Raw genomic sequence first — 16,347 nt, forward strand, 5'->3', positions numbered from 1 at the left:
CTCAGCCGCAGTAGGCGCCGGTTGACGCCGAGTGAACGAGCTTCGCGTACTTGCCCAGCACGCCCTTGGTGTAGCGGGCGGGCAGCGGCGCCCAGCCCACCTTCCGCTCCTCGAGCTCGGCCTCATCGACCAGCAGATCGAAGCTCTTCGCCGCGATGTCGACGCGGATGCGGTCACCGTCCCGCACGAAGGCGATGGGACCGCCGTCGACCGCTTCCGGGGCGACGTGCCCGATGCACAGGCCCGTGGTGCCGCCCGAGAAGCGGCCGTCCGTGAGCAGGAGCACGTCCTTGCCGAGTCCGGCCCCCTTGATGGCCCCGGTGATCGCGAGCATCTCGCGCATGCCCGGCCCGCCCTTCGGTCCCTCGTAGCGGATCACCACGACATCACCCGCGTGGATGGCTCCGGCGTCCAGGGCGTCCAGGGCCCCCTGCTCACGCTCGAAGACGCGGGCAGTGCCCTCGAAGACGTCGGCGTCGAACCCGGCGCTCTTGACCACGGCACCCTCGGGCGCCAAAGACCCGTGCAGGATGGTGATCCCGCCGGTCCTGTGCATCGGGTTGTCGAGCGCGCGCAGGATCTTACCGTCGAGGTCCGGCGGGTTGATGTCCGCGAGGTTCTCCGCGAGCGTCTTGCCGGTGACGGTGAGGCAGTCGCCGTGCAGCAGGCCGGCGTCGAGCAGGGCCTTCATGATGACCGGCACGCCGCCCACCTTGTCGACGTCGAACATCACGTAGCGGCCGAAGGGCTTGAGATCGCCCAGGTGCGGGATCGTGTCACCGATGCGGCTGAAGTCGTCGAGCGTGAGGTCCACCTCTGCTTCGCGGGCGATGGCCAGCAGGTGCAGGACGGCGTTCGTCGAACCGCCGAAGGCCATGGTGACCGCGATGGCGTTCTCGAAGGCCTTCTTGGTCATGATGTCGCGCGCCGTAATGCCGAGGCGCAGGAGGTTCACGACGGCCTCGCCGGACTTCTGGGCGAACGCGTCGCGCCGCCGGTCGACGGAGGGAGGAGCCGCGGATCCGGGCAGGGACATCCCGAGGGCCTCGCCGATGCAGGCCATGGTGTTGGCGGTGTACATCCCGCCACAGGCACCCTCGCCGGGACAGACGGCGCGCTCGATGCTGTCGAGGTCCTTGAGGCTCATGGTGCCTGCCGCACAGGCTCCGACGGCCTCGAAGGCGTCGATCAGGGTGACCTCCTTCTCGGTCCCGTCCTCGAGCTTCGCGAAGCCCGGCATGATGGTGCCCGCGTAGAGGAAGACGGAGGCGAGATCGAGGCGGGCCGCCGCCATGAGCATGCCCGGCAGGGACTTGTCGCAGCCGGCCAGGAGGACGGACCCGTCGATGCGCTCGGCCTGCATGACGGTCTCGACCGAGTCGGCGATCACCTCACGCGAGACGAGGGAGAAGTGCATCCCCTCGTGGCCCATCGAGATGCCGTCGGAGACGGAGATGGTGCCGAACTGCATCGGGAACCCGCCCGCGTCCCGGACACCCTCCTTCGCGCCCTCCGCCAGGCGGTTGAGGGACAGGTTGCAGGGTGTGATCTCGTTCCACGAACTCGCGACGCCGACCTGGGGCTTGGCGAAGTCGTCGTCGCCCATCCCCACCGCACGGAGCATTCCGCGGGAGGGGGCCGCGTGGATGCCGTCCGTGACGACGCGGCTCCGGGGTTTGATGTCTGGCGTTGTCTGAGGCGTTTCTTCCGGCGTTGTTTCCACGGTCATGGTGGAAGTCTAGGCCGGTGTTGCAGGCACGTTTCGCCATGTGACCCTCCTGTTACAGCCCGCGGCGGCCTGCACGGAAGGCATGTCCCGGGCCCGGCCGGCCCCTCGTGCAGGCCCTCGACGCTCCGGTACAGTGTGGTCTTCGCGGGCGAACCGACCCACCTGCGGGCCGGGCGTTCCGCTCAGGGTCCCGCCGTCGGGACCGGTCCGACAGCCTCCTACCGCAACGGCCTGATATGACTCCCGAAGAGCCCCACGAGACAGCCCTCCCGTTCGACGGGGGCCAGGGTCTGAAGAACGCCCTCCGCCGCGTCTTCGACGGCCAGATCCCGAACTACGGCGACTATAACCTGGTGTTCGCGGCCCGCCGCACGTCCGCTGGGAGCCGGCGCTCGACGAGGGCGCCGGCCACGCAGCCCCCCGCGCCGTCCGCCTTCGTGGTCGGCTACCGCTGGAAGCCCATGGAACTCATGATCGCCCCCGTGGATCTGGCGGCCATCACCTGTGCGGGCGTCCCCGTCGAGGTGAACATGACGAACCTCGCGCACGCCCTGCAGTGGGACGACGACGACAGCTTCGAGGTGGGCACCAGCACGGGCCGGATCTTCCGGTTCGACGTCGCTGCGGAACCCGTACTCGACGTCGGACCGGGCACGCCCCTGCTCCTCGACCAGGAGGACGACTGCCTCGACTTCACGGCGTTCATGGACCCCTTCATCGCGATGGCCTGACCTCCCGGGGATCGGGGGGGGGGGGCGGGCCATCTCCGGCGGCCGTCAGGCCCAGGGGCCCCCGGCCACCAGGTTCTCCGGAGCCTGGCCCTCGCCGAGGAGCGCCACCTGGCGCTCGAGCAGGGCGAGGATCCGGGGCGGGAAAGCCTCGGTGTTGCCACCGACGTGCGGAGTGATGATGACCCCTGGCGCACGCCACAGCGGATGGTCCGTCGGCAGCGGTTCGGGGTCGACGACGTCGAGGGCGGCCCTCAGGCGGCCCGTCCGGACCTCGGCCGTGAGGGCGTCGGTGTCCACGACGGCGCCGCGCGCCACGTTGACCACCAGGGCGCCGTCCGGCAGTGCTGCGAGGACCTCGCGCCCGATCAGACCGCGCGTCGCGTCGCTGAGGGGCGTGATGACGACCACGACGTCGTGGTCCGGAGCGAGCGCGACCAGTTCGTCGCTGCCGTGCACGTGCCCGATCCCGTCCTCGCGAGCCGTGCTGCCGACCCTCGTCACGGTGGCCTCGAAGGTCACGAGCCGGCGCCGGATCTCCTCGCCGATCCCGCCGACGCCGACGAGCAGCACGCGCCGGTCGGCGAGGCCCGGGTGGCGCGCGGGTGACCACCGGCCCTCGGCCTGCTGCCGCACGGCGTCGTCGATCCCCCGGAGCGACGCGAGGGCCAGCCCGACGGCGAGTTCGGCGGTGGCCGCGGCGTGCACGCCCGACGCCGTGGCGATCGCCACCCCGTCACCCACGAGGTCGGCCACGCCGTCGTACCCCGTGGACTGCGTCTGGACGAGGACGAGGTTCGGCGCGGCATCGAGCGCGCCGTCGAGATGTGCGCGGCCCGTGTACGGGAGGACCGCGGCCTGGATCCCTGCAGGATCGGCGCCGACGGGCGCGCCGGTGAAGTCCCAGAGCACCACCTCGACGTTCGGCGAGATGTCCGCGAGGGCATCGCGCAGCTCGGCGGACGGCACGCTCAGCGTGCTGACGACGCGGTTGCGTGCGGAGGGCGACGACGAGGCGGATGCGGCTGAGGGGGTCATGGCGCCAGCCTAGCGCCGGCCGGCTCGGGCGCCCGGTCGTCGACGGGGACACCGGTGGTGTGGACACGTCACGGGCCCGGACCTAGGGTCGGACCATGCCAGCCACCGCTCGCCGGAGGGACGCCCGCATCTTCGCGCCGGCCCTTCTTCCGGTCTGTGCGCTTCTGGTCCTGGTCGGCTGCTCGGCGGATTCCCGCGGGCCCCGGCCGCTCTTCGCCGGAGCCTCGGCCTCCCCCACCCCCGTCGCCGCCGCTCTTCCCTCGCTCTCCTACGAGGGGGACGCTGCCACGGGGCTCGGCGTGCCGTGGTCCGTCGTCGCCCTCGACGACGGCTCGCTGCTCGTCTCCGACCGCGAGACCGGGGAGATCCGACGGATCAGCGGTACCACGGACGAGGTGATCGGCAGCATCCCGGAAGCCGCGGCGGCCGGCGGCGAGGGCGGGCTGCTCGGGCTCGCGGTCGACCCGGTGGGTGCGCCGGACGCCGTCTTCGCCTACTACACGGCCGCGGCCGACAACCGTGTGGTCAGGCTGCCGTACGACGGCGGCGCCCTCGGTGAGCCCGAACCGATCCTGACCGGGATCCCGAAGGGGGACATCCACAACGGCGGGAGGATCGCCGTCGGCCCGGACGGCGCCCTCTGGATCGGCACCGGCGACGCCGGTCGACGTCAGGACGCCCAGGACCCCGGCAGCCTCGCCGGCAAGATCCTCCGCACCGGGCGGGACGGCGCGGTCCCGCCCGACAATCCGACGCCCGGCTCCCCCGTCTACAGTCTCGGCCACCGCAACGTGCAGGGTCTTGCGTGGGACACCGACGGCGCCCTGTGGGCCACCGAGTTCGGCCCCGAAGTCGACGACGAACTCAACGTGATCCGGGCAGGCGGCAACTACGGCTGGCCCGAGGTGACCGGAGCGCCGGGGGATGCCCGCTTCGTCGACGCCCAGGTGGTGTGGCCGTCGACGGCGTCGTCGTCGCCCAGCGGCATGGCGATCGTCGACGACGTCGCGTACATCGGCGGGCTGCGCGGACAGCGCCTGTGGCAGGTACCCCTGCGGGGAGGGACGGCGGGTGAGCCGGTCAGCCACCTGGACGGTGATCACGGGCGGCTCCGGGATGTGGCGGCGGCAGCGGACGGGTCACTGCTCGTCGCGACCAACGAGGCGGGCGGAGCGCGCCTGCTGCGGGTGGCCGTCGAGCAGGCGGACTGAGCGCCCCGGTTTCATGTTTGGGCAGAAGTGCTGGTAGAGTTTCATGCTGTTGCGGTTGACCCGACCGAGTGAAATCGGACGGCGAAGCGCCTCGCACCTCTAGCTCAATTGGCAGAGCAATTGACTCTTAATCAATGGGTTTCGGGTTCAAGTCCCGAGGGGTGCACCTCGTTACCCCGTCGTTCAGGTCTCGCCGCCTGGACGGCGGGGTTTCGTTATCTCCGGGCCCTTCCGTCCGCCGCCCGCATACCGCTGCACCGGTCAAGAGCCGTCGCGCAGCCCGCCCGCCATTGCGTGGGCGAGCCCCGCCGCAGCACCATGGCAGGAGCGCCGCAGGCGCAGGTCCGAACGCCGGAAGGACGACCATGGCCCGTGAAACCGCGGATGACGCGCCCGCCTTCGACTACCACCCCTGGCCTCGTCCCATCCCGCGAGAGTTCCTCCCCTTCACGCGGACGGCCGTCCTCCTCGTCCTGGTCACGCTCCTGCTCCTGACGGTCCTCCCGTCGCTCTCGATCCTCCACCTCCTCGTGAGCACGCTGATCCTCGTGTCGGCCTTCCGCCGCACGCGCAGGTCCCGGCAGCAGCGCGAGGACACAACGGGCTGAGCCGTCGCCACTGCAGCCGGTATCACCCCTGATGGCGACGGCGCCGCAAACGTCGGCGGCGAGGAGTCCGGGCCTACCATGGAGCCGTGAACGAAATCCTGTCCTTCGCCGGGAACTACTGGTGGCTGGTCTTCCCCCTCTCGGGTGTCTTCGCCGTCTGGGGCAGGTCCTGGTCCGAGGCCGGCGAACGGCGCCACCAGCGCAGGATGGAGCTGTACCGCCTCAAGAACCCGGCCGTGCTGCCAGCCCCGGCGGCACCACCGGAGCCCGCCGGTACGCCGTCGGGTCAGGCACCCTCGGGACGGGCGCGGGACGTCCTGCATATCGGGCGCATGCACGACGACGTGGACCGGCGCTGGCTCTCCTACGAGCTGGACGCGGCGAAGCTGATCGACTACCCGACCATGACGGACGTCAGGGAGCCCCTCACGGTCGCCTTCCTCCGCGCCAAGCGTGAGGCGGACGCTCTGCGGCCCCAGGACCCGTCCGACGTCCTGCCCGACGAGCTCGCCGCGTACCGCTCGGCCGTCACGTCCTACGACGTCGCCTTCCAGGTCGCCGAGACCGAGGCGCGTCGCGTGCGGGCGAGTGGTTTCACGGCGGGCGAGCGCGCGCGCCTCGAGACGGCCCGGAAGCTCGTCACCGTCGCAGTGGACGACGCCGCGACGGCCGCCGAACGCCAGACGGCCTACCGGCGGGCGCGCCGGGAGCTCGACGGGCTGATCGTGCTGCCGGACGCCACCATCACGTCGCTCGAGAAAAGTGTGGCCGGCGCGATCGGCCCACGCCCCGGGCCGTCGCCCTCCTGAGCGTGCCCGCGCCCCTTCCCTGCTGCGGCGTCCTCGGCCATAATCGCTCCCACAGGCAGCGTCGGAGGGCGCGGACGACGGGAGAGCACCATGGCAGCAACGATCAACACCTATCTCAGCTTCAAGGACACCGCCGCCGAGGCGATGGACTTCTACCGGTCGGTGTTCGGCGGTGACCTGCAGCGCAGCACGTTCGCCGAGTACCAGGTGAGTGAGGATCCGGCCGAGCAGGACAAGATCATGCACTCGATGCTCACCACCCCGTCGGGTCAGGTACTCATGGCTGCGGATACACCGAACAGCATGGAGTACCGAGCCCCGGCCGGCCACTCGCTGTCCCTGAGCGGGGATGACGAGGCAGAGCTCCGCGGCTACTGGGAGGCTCTGGCCGGCAGCGGTACGGAGGTGATGCCGCTCGCCGCCTCGCCGTGGGGCGACAGCTTCGGCATGTGCGTCGACCGCTTCGGGGTCTCCTGGATGGTGAACATCGCGGGTCCGGGCGGGGAGTCCGCCACCGCCGTGGAGGACGCGGAGGTGGGCGGCTAGCCGGTCGGGCCAGGGGAAACCGGGAAGCGGAACCGGAAAGCGGAACCGGGAAGCGGAACCGGGAAGCGGAACCGGGAAGCGGAATCGGAGGACGAAGCGGCGCGGACGCGGCTCAGGGGCCGTGCGCTGCTCAGGGTCCGTTCGCTGATCAGGGGCCGTGCGCTGCGAACGTCAGGGCCGGCTCGTCCGGCGTCGAGAGGGTCAGCACGGCCTCCTCGATGCGCTCGTGGTCCTCGATGTCGCGCTCGACGGCGCGAAGCGCGACCGCCACCTCGTGTTCCGCCCGATCGCCGACCAGGTCCACCGCCGCCACCAGGTAGAGCCTGTCGGGCCCCACGTACTCGAGGTGCAGGTAGGTGACGCGCTCGATGCTCCGATGCGCATCCAGGCGCCCGGCGACCGATGCGCGGAGCTCCGGCGACACGGCCTGGCCGACGAGGAAGCGGCGGTTCCGGTCGATGAGGATGACGGCGATCACCCCGAGCAGCACACCGACGAGGATGGATCCGACGGCGTCCGGGACCGGGGACCCGGTGAGTTGGTGCAGGAGGATGCCCGCGAACGCGATGACGAGCCCGATCAGCGCGGCGGAGTCCTCCGCGAAGACGGCTCGGAGCGTGGGGTTGGACGTGGTCGAGACGCTCCTCAGCGTGGACGTGCCGGTTCTCCGTCCGGCCGTGCGAGCCTGGCGGAACGCCTGGGCGAACGAGATCCCCTCCAGCACGAACGCGACGGCGAGGACGGCGTAGGCGATCCCGTAGTCGGCGGCGGGCTCGGGCTCGAGGAGCTGCTGGATGCCGTGCGTGATGGACACGACGGCACCTGCGGTGAAGAGCCCGAAGGCGGCGAACATCGACCACACGTAGGCTTCGCGGCCGTAGCCGAGGGGATGCGCGGCGTCCCTGCGGCGTTTCGACTTCCGCTCGGCGACCAGAAGGAACACCTGGTTGCCCGTATCGGCCCACGAATGGGCGGACTCCGCAGTCATCGACGCGGAACCGGTGATCATCGCGGCGACGGTCTTCGCCACCGCGACGAGCAGGTTCGCGATGAACGCGATGATGACCGTCACGGGTCGCTCCCCGCCGGACGCGCCCCCGGCCTTCTCCTCCACCGTCGACCTGCCCGTCGACCTGGCCGTCGTCTCTCTGTCCTGCTTCATGCCGTCCCCTCCGGACGCCGGACGCCGGCGGCGGCACCCTGGACGGGCACCGCCGCCGGTGCTGTCCTCAGGCTGACGCTTCCTTGTTCACATCCGTCGGCGAGTCGAACTCGCGGTCCGGCAGGTTCTTCAGTGTGTCGAGGACCGACGCGTCCGCGCCCTTGTCCTCGGCGTGCTTCACGAGGTCGTCCCTGGAGGCGGGGTAGTCCATGCCGCCCAGTGCCTTCTGGATGTCGATCGGGCTCGGATCTGCCATGTGGTGCTCCTTCGTGTCGGTTCGATGCTCTGCAGGTGCGTCCCCGGGCGGGGGCACCGTCACTGGCCCAGGATCACGTGGGCAGCGTCTGTGTCACGGTCGGTCACCGTGGTGGGCGCCTCCAGGTGCACCGCGCCGGACGGGATGATGCCTGCGCCGCCGTAGCGCTCCATCACCCGCCACTGCGCGGCGACGTCCTCGCCCGCATGTCCGGGCGGGAGCCGGTCCCAGAAGTCGAACCCGCCGCATTCCACGAGCGCGTCGCGATCGAACAGGACGCACCCGCCCACCCAGGCCACGCGGTAGAGGCGCCACTCCCCGGGCGGGATCGCGAGTTCGACGGCGGCGTGCGCCAGGTTGGCCGCGTTGTGCAGCGGCCATCGGGCGAAGCCCTCCGTGCCGCGGCGGATGCGCTCGGGCAGGACCTCATTGTCCGGCCACAGCCGGAGCTCGGTGCGCTCGTGCGGCCGCCGGTCGCCGAGGTAGGACAGGCCCTGCACCGCGGATCCCACGAAGCCGCACCCGGCGGCGCGGAGCGCCCTGCTCATCCGGTCCAGGGAACCCGGCTCGAGCCAGACGTCGTTGTCGAGGAAGAGCACGAAGGGCGCCGTCGCGAGACCGAGGAGGTAGTTCCTGTGCTCGGCCAGGCCCCGGCGCGGCAGGTGCCGCTCCAGCCGGACCGGGTGCCCCTGCGCCTCGAGCACCCGCAGCATGGCCCGGACCGCCGGCTGCACGAAGGACGCGGCCTCACCCTCCGTCTGGTCGCTCACGATCACGCGGAAGGGCACGCCCTCCTGGGCGGCAAGCCCCGAGAGGGTGACCGCCAGTTCCGCCGGACGCCCGAAGGACGGGATCAGCACGTCGACGGCGGGCTCCTCCCCGGGGACCTCGAGCGCCCACTCCCCCGACCAGCGCGGTGTCACGGCGCGTCACCCGCGAGGGGCGCCGAGCGGATGCGCCGGACGACGGCCGCGGTGGAGCGCTCCGGCACGTAGTCGAGGATGCTGACCCGCCCGCCGCACGCCTCGACGGCCGGGGTCTCCTCCAGCATCTGGGCCGTGTAGTCGCCGCCCTTCGCGTAGACGTCGGGTCGCACGAGCTCGATCAGCGGCACCAGGGTGTCGGTGTCGAAGACGGTGACGTAGTCCACGCAGCTCAGCGAGGCGATGATCGCGGCGCGGTCGGCGATGGGATTGATCGGACGGTCCGGGCCCTTCAGCCGCCGCACGCCGGCGTCGTCGTTGAGGGCCACCACGAGGACGTCACCGAGCTGCTTGGCCTGGTTCAGGTAGCGCGTGTGGCCGCGGTGCAGCACGTCGAAGCAGCCGTTCGTCAGCACGACCCGGCGGCCGGCCGCCCGGTCCTCCTCGAGTCGGCGCAGCAGGTCGCCGGTGGCGAGGGCCGTGTCCGCGAACTGCTGCAGGTGGCCCGTGAGGTCCGACGTCGTGCAGACGGAGGTGCCGGGCCGGTGGACCACGACGTCCGCGGCGGCCTGGGCGAGGTCCAGGCTCGTGGTCAGCGGCAGTCCCGCTGCGCGGGCCGCGGTGAGGCCTGCGACGAAGGTGTCCCCGGCGCCCGAGGCCTGCTTCTCGGTCACGGGATCGGCCCACGTGCGGTGTGCCTCCCCGTCCGCGGTCAGCAGGACGGTCCCGTCGCGGTCGAGCGTCACGACGACGGCTGCGGCGCTGGTCGCGGCCAGCAGCTCGTTCCGCCGCGCCGCCACCACCGAGGCGCGGTCGGAGCGCGGATCGAGTCGCATGCCGAGGACCTGCGCCGCTTCGCCCGCGTTCGGTGTCACGATGTGCGGCTGCACCTCGGCCCAGGCGGCGGTGTCATGGGCGTCCACGACGACGAGGGTGTCCGGGTGCAGGTTCGCCGCGGGCCGGAGCGCTGCCCGGACCTCGTCACCGAGGGCACCCGATCCGTAGTCGCACACGATGACGGCCTCGACGCCGGCCACGGCGTCCGGGACCCGGGCCGCGAGGGCCGTGATCGCGGACGCGGGCAGGCCGTCGTGGGTGTCGTCGAGGCGGAGCATGACCTGGTCCCCGCCGAGGATGCGGTACTTCGTCGTGGTGCCCACCCGGGCGTCCTGCACGAGGTCGGTGGTGTCCACGCCCGCGCCGTCCAGGATCCCGCGGAGTCGGCGGCCGGCGTCGTCGTCGCCGATCAGGCCGCACATCCGCACCCGCGCGCCGAGGGCGGCGAGGTTCATCGCCGTGTTCGCCGCTCCCCCCGCGGCGTAGTCGCGGCGCGTGATGTCGACGACCGGGGCGGGCGCCTCCCGGCAGAACCGCTCGATCGTGCCGCTCCACCAGCCGTCGAGCATCGCGTCCCCCACCACCGTGATCCGCGGTGCCCGGTCGGCGATGGCGGCCGGGAGCCAGGCCGCGAGGCCCCGGACGTCGGACAGCTCGCCGTCCGGGACCCCGACGGGCCCGTCCGTGCCGGCCATCAGGCGTCCCCCTGCGGTGGTGAGCTGATGTGGACCACCTTGACGAGGGCGAACTCGTCGAGCAGCTCCGGGCCGTAGCCGAACCCGGCGCCGCTGATGCCGCGCGGCTGGGCTGCCCCACCGGGTGCCCCGCCGAAGACGGCGTTGACCTTGACGGTTCCGACGGCGAGCGCCGCGATGGCCTGCTGGGCGTGGGCGATGCTCCCGGTCAGCACCGAGGCGGCGAGCCCGTACGGTCCGGACGCGGCGAGGTGGAGGCCGTCGTGAAAGCTGTCCACGACGGTGACGGGAGCCACAGGCCCGAAGGTCTCCTCCGTCATCACGGTCATCGATCCCGTGCAGTCCGCCAGGACCGTCACCGGGTAGTGGGCGCCGGGTCCGTCCGGCACCGAGCCCCCGGCCAGGCAGCGCGCCCCGAGCTGGAGGGCCTCAGCGACCTGCGCCTCCACGGCGTCGCGCATGCGTTCGTCGACCAGCGGCGGGAAGCCGCTGCTGCCGGTCCACGCCCGCGCCTCCTCGGTGAGCGCGGCGAGGAAGGGCTCGGCGATGTCGCGGTGGACGTAGATCCGCTCCACCGAGGTGCAGATCTGGCCGGCGTTGGCGAAGGCGCCGAGCGCCGCCTGACCTGCGGCCCACACCGGATCGACGTCGGCGTCGATCAGGAGGGGATCGTTGCCGCCGTTCTCGCGGATCACGTGTGCACCGGTGAGGGAGGCCGCGCGGGCGATCCGCCCGCCCGTCGCGCTCGATCCCACATGCGCGACGACGTCGACATCGGTCTCGGTGGTGAGCAGCCGGCCCACTTCGCCGTCCCCGGTCAGGGTGGTGAACACGCCGTCGGGGAAGGCCGGCTGCAGGAGCCGCCCGAGCATCTCGCCCACGTGCGGGCAGCGCTCGCTCGGCTTGTGGATGACGGTGTTGCCGGTGACGAGGGCTGCGCCGATGAGGCCCGCTGCGACCGCCACGGGGTCGTTCCAGGGTGTGAGGAGCACGGCGATGCCGCGCGGCTCGGCGACGGTGTAGTCGCTGGCGGTCGCCGCGCCCCGGAGGCTCAGTCCTCGGTGTACGGGGCCGAGTTCCGCGTACTGCTCGAGGGTGGAGATGCCGGCCTCGATCCCGCCGAGAGCGTCCGCGGGGGGTTTGCCCGTCTCCCGCGTATTGAGCGCCGCGAGTTCTTCGGCACCGGCGCGCAGTGCTGCTGCTGCCCGGCGCAGGGCGGCTCCGCGATCGGCCGGGCTCGTGGCGGCCCATTCGGGCTGGACGGCGCGGGCGAGGGACACGGCGAGGCCGATCTGCTCGCGCGTGGTGCAGGGTAGGGACCCGACCTCCGACCCGTCGAGGGGACTCATGATCGTGATGGACGCGTCGTCCTGCGCATCAAGCAGGGAGGGTGCCTGGGACTGGATGGACATTGCGCTCCTTGGCGTTCGGCGTGCTGCAGGTCTGCTGCGGCTGTTCTGCCCTGATCGCGGACGGGATCCGGGCACGACAGCCGCCGCTGGTGGTTCCATACCCCGCTCCCGCGGCTTCACACAGGACAGGGGCCGATTTCTACGCCGCTCCCCGTGACCATCAGCACGCTTAGCATATGGTTGCGGCAGCAGGTCCGATCGCTGGATCGGATCGGGGAAAGACATGGACAGCACCCCTGCTGCTGTGTACAGCTGGAGGGAAGCACGTCCGTCGTCGGACCGGGTCAGGATTACGACGCACGACGCACGACGCACGACGCACGGTGCCGACGACACGACACGGCACGACACGACACGACACGACACGACACGACACGCCATGACACGACACGAACGGGGAACACACGCATGGGGCAGGGACAGACGACGGCGGACTTCGGCGGCAGGCAGGACACGGCACGGGCCGTGGGTCCGGTGCTCCCGCCCTTCGAGGACGTCCGGCGCATCGCCGTCCTGCGCGGCGGCGGGCTGGGCGATCTCATGTTCGCGCTGCCGGCCATCGCCGCGCTGAAGTCCCGCTACCCCGACGCGGAGATCACCCTGCTGGGCATGCCGGGGCATGCTGCACTGCTCGAGGGCAGGCCGGGACCGGTCTCGCGGATCGTCGAGCTGCCCTTCTCCCCGGGCGTCCGCCCCGGGGGCGAGGTGGACGGCGCGGTGGACACGGCCGCCGTCGACCGGTTCTTCGACGAGCTGTCCGGCTCCTTCGACCTCGCGGTGCAGCTGCACGGCGGCGGACGCAACTCCAACCCGTTCGTGCTGCGACTCGGTGCCCGCCACACCATCGGCACGCGCACGCCCGACGCCGCCGCACTCGAACGCACCATCCCCTACGTCTACTACCAGCACGAGGTCTTCCGGGCTCTCGAGGTCGTGGGACTGGGCGGTGCCGTGCCGGTGGATCTCGAGCCGCGTGTGCAGGTCACCGCGGCGGAGGCCGACCGCGCCCGGCGGCTCACCGGCGACGGCGCGGTGATCGCCCTGCATCCGGGTGCGACCGATCCGCGGCGGCGGTGGCCCTCGTCGTCGTTCGCGGAGGTGGCCGTGCGCGCAGCCGCGGACGGCTGCGAGGTGGTGGTGGTCGGTGATGCGGGCGACGCCGGCACGGCGGAGGAGATCGTCGGGCTCGCCCGCGCGGCGGCGCCTGCCGCGAACGTCCGGTCCCTCGCGGGGCAGCTCACGCTGGGTGAGCTCACGGGTGTCCTCGACCGGAGCGCGGTGATGGTGGGCAACGACAGCGGCCCGCGGCACCTCGCACAGGCGGTGGGCACCCCGACCGTCGGCGTCTACTGGATCGGCAACGTGATAAACGCGGGCGCGATCGGCCGCACGCTCCACCGCGTCCACTTCTCCTGGGTGTCGCAGTGCCCCGTGTGCGGAGTGGACGTCACGCAGGTGGGCTGGACGGCGGAGCGCTGCGAGCACGATGACTCGTTCGTCGCGACCGTCCAGCCCGATGCCGTCTACGCGGACGTGGCCGAACTCAGGGCCACGAGCCTTCTTCTGCGTGGGCGATGACCATCTCGCGGATCTCGCAGCTCCTGGGCTGCGAGAGCGCGAACAGGATGGCCTCGGCCACGCGCTCGGGGTCGTTGAGCCGTGAGTCGTCCTGCGGCTTGTACTGCTCGTCGCGGTCGTCGAAGAAGCGGGTCTTCATGCCGCCGGGGATGATCGTCGTGACGCCGATCTGCCCTGCTGTCTCCGCGGCGAGCGCCTGCGAGAACCCCATGACCCCGAACTTCGAGGCGCAGTAGGCCGTCGCATCCCCCACGGCCTTGATGCCGAGGGTCGAGGCGATGGTGACCACGCGCCCGTGCGTCTGCTTGAGGTACGGCAGGGCGGCTCGGGCCGTCGACGCCGTCCCCATCAGATTGACGCCGATCACCTTCTCCCACTCCCCTGCGGGCACCGTGTCGAGGGCGCCGCAGCGGTCGATCCCCGCCGCGGTCACGACGGCGTCGAGCCCGTCCATCGTCTCCGCCGCCTCGCGCACGGCCTTCTCGACCGCCTCGCGGTCGGCGACGTCCACCTCGAAGGCCTTGACGCCCGTGACGCGGCTGATGTCGCGGTCCAGGACCACCGGGGTGCCTCCCGCGGCCAGGACGCCCTGCACGATGGCCGCGCCCAGACCGGAGCCTCCCCCGGTCACCAGGACCCGGCCGGGGTTGAAGCCGGTGCCGCTCGTGGTCCGGCTGCTGGTCCCGCTCATGTTCTCGCTCATGTTCTCGCTCATGCTGTTCCTTTCGTCGCGTGCACGCGGGCCATCGGATCGGACCGCGTGCGGATGTGCAGCTCGTCAGCCCACGCGTGCGAGCGCGGCTGCAAGTTTCGTGGTGGAGCGGGCCGGGATGTAGGGAACGGTGACCGTCCGTCCACCCCAGCTGCTCACGAGGGCGGCCTCCGGGAGGTCCTCGGCCGCGTAGTCGCCGCCCTTGACCCAGATGTCGGGCTGCAGGCGGGAGATGGCGTTCTCCGGCGTCGGTTCGCCGAACACGAGCACGGCATCGACGCACTCGAGGGCGGACAGCAGCTCGGCGCGGTCCTCCTGCTTGATGATGGGCCGGTGCTCGCCCTTCAGTCCGCGGACCGACTCGTCGGAGTTCAGGCACACGATCAGGCAGTCGCCGAGCCGCCGGGCAGCCGCGAGGGTCCGGGCATGGCCGGCGTGGAGGAGGTCGAAGCATCCGCCGGTCGCCACCACCGTGCCCCCCGCGTCCCGCGTGCGCTGGGCGACGGTCAGGGCGTCGAGGCCGTCCACGGGCAGCTGCCGGGGCGCGTCCTCCCGTCGCCCTCCCATCGCGCCGACACCGCCGGCGGCGAGGAATTGCGCGGCAGCCTCTGTCGCCTGCTGGGCGGCGGAGTCGGTCGTCATCCCCGCGGCGAGACCGACGGCGAGCGCCGACGCGAAACGGTCACCGGCACCGCAGGGATCGGTGGCGGTGACGCGCGGCGCAGGAACCACCTGGGGCAGGAGCCCCGACGCCGCGACGAGGGCACCGTGCTCGCCCATCGTGACGATGACGGCGCGGCTCCCCCAGTCCGCGAGCAGGACCTCGGCGGCCGATGCCGCACCCGTGGTACCGGTACCTGCCAGGCCGGCGAAGCGCAGCGCCTCCCCGAGGTTCGGCGTGACCGCGGCGACGCCCGGGACCGGACGCGCACCGGCGGGATGCGGATCCCACACCACCGGCGTGGAGGCCGTCAGGGCCTCCAGGCGGACGCGGAGCTCCTCGTCGGCGAGCAGCCCGCGGCCGTAGTCCGCCGCGATGACCGCATCCGCGTCCTCCAGAGCCGCGAGCATGTCGGCGGTGCATCCGGGGACGGGCGGCGTGGCGCAGCCCTCGTCGAAGCGCACCACCGGCTGGCCCGAGGCCCGCACGCGGGTCTTCACCGGCGTGGGCGCCCCCGAAGGACCGGCGATCACGGTGATGCCCTCCAGCTCCGCGCGCAGCAGGCCGGCGGCGGCGTCATCCCCGAGGACCGTCACCAGGACGGCCTCGTGGCCGTCGGCCTGCAGCATGCGTGCCACGAGCCCGGCACCACCGGCGCGGCGCCGGACCGCGTCGACGTCGACGACCGGCACCGGAGCGTCGGGGGACAGGCGGCCCGCGCCGCCGGACAGGTCCGTGTCGAGCAGCACGTCGCCGACCACCACGATCCTCATCGCTGCTCCTCCTGGCGACGTCGGCGGACCTCGGCGTCGAAGGCGCGGCAGATGGCGTGCAGCGCGATCAGATGGCCCTCCTGCGCGTTGGCGGACTGCGCCTCGACGGCGATGAAGTCGTCCACGCACTCGGTCAGCGGGTTGGGCCCCGCTCCCGTGAGCGCCCAGGTGGTGATGCCCGCCTCACGGGCTGCCGTGACGGCACCGAGGAGGTTCGGGCTCTTGCCGCTGGTGCTGAGCAGCACCAGGATGTCGCCGCGACGGCCGTGGGCGCGCACCTGGCGCGCGAACAGCTGGTCGAAGCCGTAGTCGTTGGCGATCGCGGTGACCGCGGAGCTCTCCGCATGCAGGGAGATGGCCGAGAAAGGCTCGCGTTCCCCGTCGAAGCGGCCCACCAGTTCGGCCGTCAGGTGCTGGGCCTCGGCGGCGGAGCCGCCATTGCCGGCGGCGAGGAGCCGCTGGCCCGCGATGAGCCGGGTCGCCATCTCGATGCCCCACCCGGCGAGGGTCCCGGCGTTCTGCGCGAGGGACTCGACGGCCGGGCTGACGGCGCGGAGGTGCTCCATGACGATCCGGCGCGCGTCCTGCTGGACGGCGTCCTGCGAACGCCGCTCCTGGTCCCGGTGCGCCGGGGCGAGTGATACCCCCTCCCGTGCCGGGGCGGCCGGT

General features: G+C 72.1%; 16 protein-coding genes and 1 tRNA gene. 7 read left to right on the forward strand and 10 right to left on the reverse strand.

Annotated elements, in window-relative coordinates; translation table 11 throughout:
* Position 1 precedes the first annotated feature (1 nt).
* Entirely contained in the window at positions 2–1,729 is a 1,728-nt protein-coding gene (gene ilvD, locus FNH21_RS01250; RefSeq protein WP_152811710.1) for a dihydroxy-acid dehydratase, read from the reverse strand.
* A gap of 236 nt (positions 1,730–1,965) precedes the next feature.
* On the opposite strand from ilvD, the gene FNH21_RS01255 reads away from it, so the two are divergent.
* Positions 1,966–2,460 carry a hypothetical protein gene (locus tag FNH21_RS01255; protein WP_152811712.1) on the forward strand — a complete coding sequence of 165 codons (495 nt, stop codon included), beginning with the start codon at positions 1,966–1,968 and terminating at the stop codon, positions 2,458–2,460.
* 45 nt (positions 2,461–2,505) lie between these two features.
* On the opposite strand, the gene FNH21_RS01260 is transcribed toward FNH21_RS01255, so the two are convergent.
* The gene (locus tag FNH21_RS01260) at positions 2,506–3,495 is read right to left on the reverse strand and encodes a 2-hydroxyacid dehydrogenase (protein WP_152811713.1); all 990 of its coding nucleotides are present in this window, start codon (positions 3,493–3,495) and stop codon (positions 2,506–2,508) included.
* A 95-nt stretch (positions 3,496–3,590) separates the two neighbouring features.
* Here FNH21_RS01260 and FNH21_RS01265 point away from each other — a divergent pair, with 95 nt between their 5' ends.
* The 5 genes from FNH21_RS01265 to FNH21_RS01285 all read left to right on the forward strand — a co-directional run bounded on the left by FNH21_RS01265 (position 3,591) and on the right by FNH21_RS01285 (position 6,669).
* Complete coding sequence (locus tag FNH21_RS01265) at positions 3,591–4,706, forward strand: PQQ-dependent sugar dehydrogenase (protein ID WP_152811715.1); 1,116 nt, start codon at positions 3,591–3,593, stop codon at positions 4,704–4,706.
* A 93-nt stretch (positions 4,707–4,799) separates the two neighbouring features.
* Positions 4,800–4,872, forward strand: a tRNA-Lys gene (locus FNH21_RS01270).
* A gap of 199 nt (positions 4,873–5,071) precedes the next feature.
* A complete protein-coding gene (locus tag FNH21_RS01275; protein WP_152811717.1) occupies positions 5,072–5,314 on the forward strand; it encodes a hypothetical protein in 243 nt (80 codons plus the stop codon).
* Positions 5,315–5,400: 86 nt separating this feature from the next.
* Positions 5,401–6,123: a hypothetical protein gene (locus tag FNH21_RS01280; protein ID WP_191931497.1), complete on the forward strand. Its 723-nt coding sequence runs from the start codon at positions 5,401–5,403 to the stop codon at positions 6,121–6,123.
* Between the two features lie 90 nt (positions 6,124–6,213).
* Positions 6,214–6,669, forward strand: a complete 456-nt coding sequence (locus FNH21_RS01285) for a VOC family protein (RefSeq protein WP_152811719.1) — start codon at positions 6,214–6,216, stop codon at positions 6,667–6,669.
* Between the two features lie 148 nt (positions 6,670–6,817).
* On the opposite strand, the gene FNH21_RS01290 is transcribed toward FNH21_RS01285, so the two are convergent.
* The 5 genes from FNH21_RS01290 to FNH21_RS01310 form a co-directional block, all read right to left on the reverse strand.
* Complete coding sequence (locus FNH21_RS01290; protein ID WP_152811721.1) at positions 6,818–7,831, reverse strand: cation diffusion facilitator family transporter; 1,014 nt, start codon at positions 7,829–7,831, stop codon at positions 6,818–6,820.
* 67 nt (positions 7,832–7,898) lie between these two features.
* Positions 7,899–8,087: a DUF2795 domain-containing protein gene (locus tag FNH21_RS01295; protein ID WP_152811723.1), complete on the reverse strand. Its 189-nt coding sequence runs from the start codon at positions 8,085–8,087 to the stop codon at positions 7,899–7,901.
* Positions 8,088–8,146: 59 nt separating this feature from the next.
* A complete protein-coding gene (locus FNH21_RS01300) occupies positions 8,147–9,010 on the reverse strand; it encodes a glycosyltransferase (RefSeq protein WP_191931498.1) in 864 nt (287 codons plus the stop codon).
* On the reverse strand, positions 9,007–10,542 hold the full coding sequence (gene rfaE2, locus FNH21_RS01305) for a D-glycero-beta-D-manno-heptose 1-phosphate adenylyltransferase (RefSeq protein ID WP_152811725.1): 1,536 nt from the start codon (positions 10,540–10,542) through the stop codon (positions 9,007–9,009). Before rfaE2 ends, FNH21_RS01300 begins: the two co-directional genes overlap by 4 nt.
* Positions 10,542–11,954, reverse strand: coding sequence for an aldehyde dehydrogenase family protein (locus FNH21_RS01310; protein WP_152811727.1), 1,413 nt, complete (start codon positions 11,952–11,954; stop codon positions 10,542–10,544). Before FNH21_RS01310 ends, rfaE2 begins: the two co-directional genes overlap by 1 nt.
* 408 nt (positions 11,955–12,362) lie before the next feature.
* Here FNH21_RS01310 and FNH21_RS01315 point away from each other — a divergent pair, with 408 nt between their 5' ends.
* The gene (locus FNH21_RS01315; protein WP_152811729.1) at positions 12,363–13,532 is read left to right on the forward strand and encodes a glycosyltransferase family 9 protein; all 1,170 of its coding nucleotides are present in this window, start codon (positions 12,363–12,365) and stop codon (positions 13,530–13,532) included.
* On the opposite strand, the gene FNH21_RS01320 is transcribed toward FNH21_RS01315, so the two are convergent.
* The 3 genes from FNH21_RS01320 to FNH21_RS01330 all read right to left on the reverse strand — a co-directional run bounded on the left by FNH21_RS01320 (position 13,498) and on the right by FNH21_RS01330 (position 16,244).
* Positions 13,498–14,223: an SDR family oxidoreductase gene (locus FNH21_RS01320; RefSeq protein ID WP_152813789.1), complete on the reverse strand. Its 726-nt coding sequence runs from the start codon at positions 14,221–14,223 to the stop codon at positions 13,498–13,500. The genes FNH21_RS01315 and FNH21_RS01320 overlap by 35 nt on opposite strands.
* A gap of 87 nt (positions 14,224–14,310) precedes the next feature.
* Positions 14,311–15,678, reverse strand: coding sequence for a PfkB family carbohydrate kinase (locus FNH21_RS01325; protein ID WP_152811731.1), 1,368 nt, complete (start codon positions 15,676–15,678; stop codon positions 14,311–14,313).
* Positions 15,675–16,244 carry a D-sedoheptulose-7-phosphate isomerase gene (locus FNH21_RS01330; protein WP_055770859.1) on the reverse strand — a complete coding sequence of 190 codons (570 nt, stop codon included), beginning with the start codon at positions 16,242–16,244 and terminating at the stop codon, positions 15,675–15,677. The genes FNH21_RS01325 and FNH21_RS01330 overlap by 4 nt, the downstream gene beginning before the upstream one ends.
* Positions 16,245–16,347: the final 103 nt, after the last annotated feature.

It is taken from the genome of Arthrobacter bussei, assembly GCF_009377195.2.
GTDB classification, from domain to species: domain Bacteria; phylum Actinomycetota; class Actinomycetes; order Actinomycetales; family Micrococcaceae; genus Arthrobacter_D; species Arthrobacter_D bussei.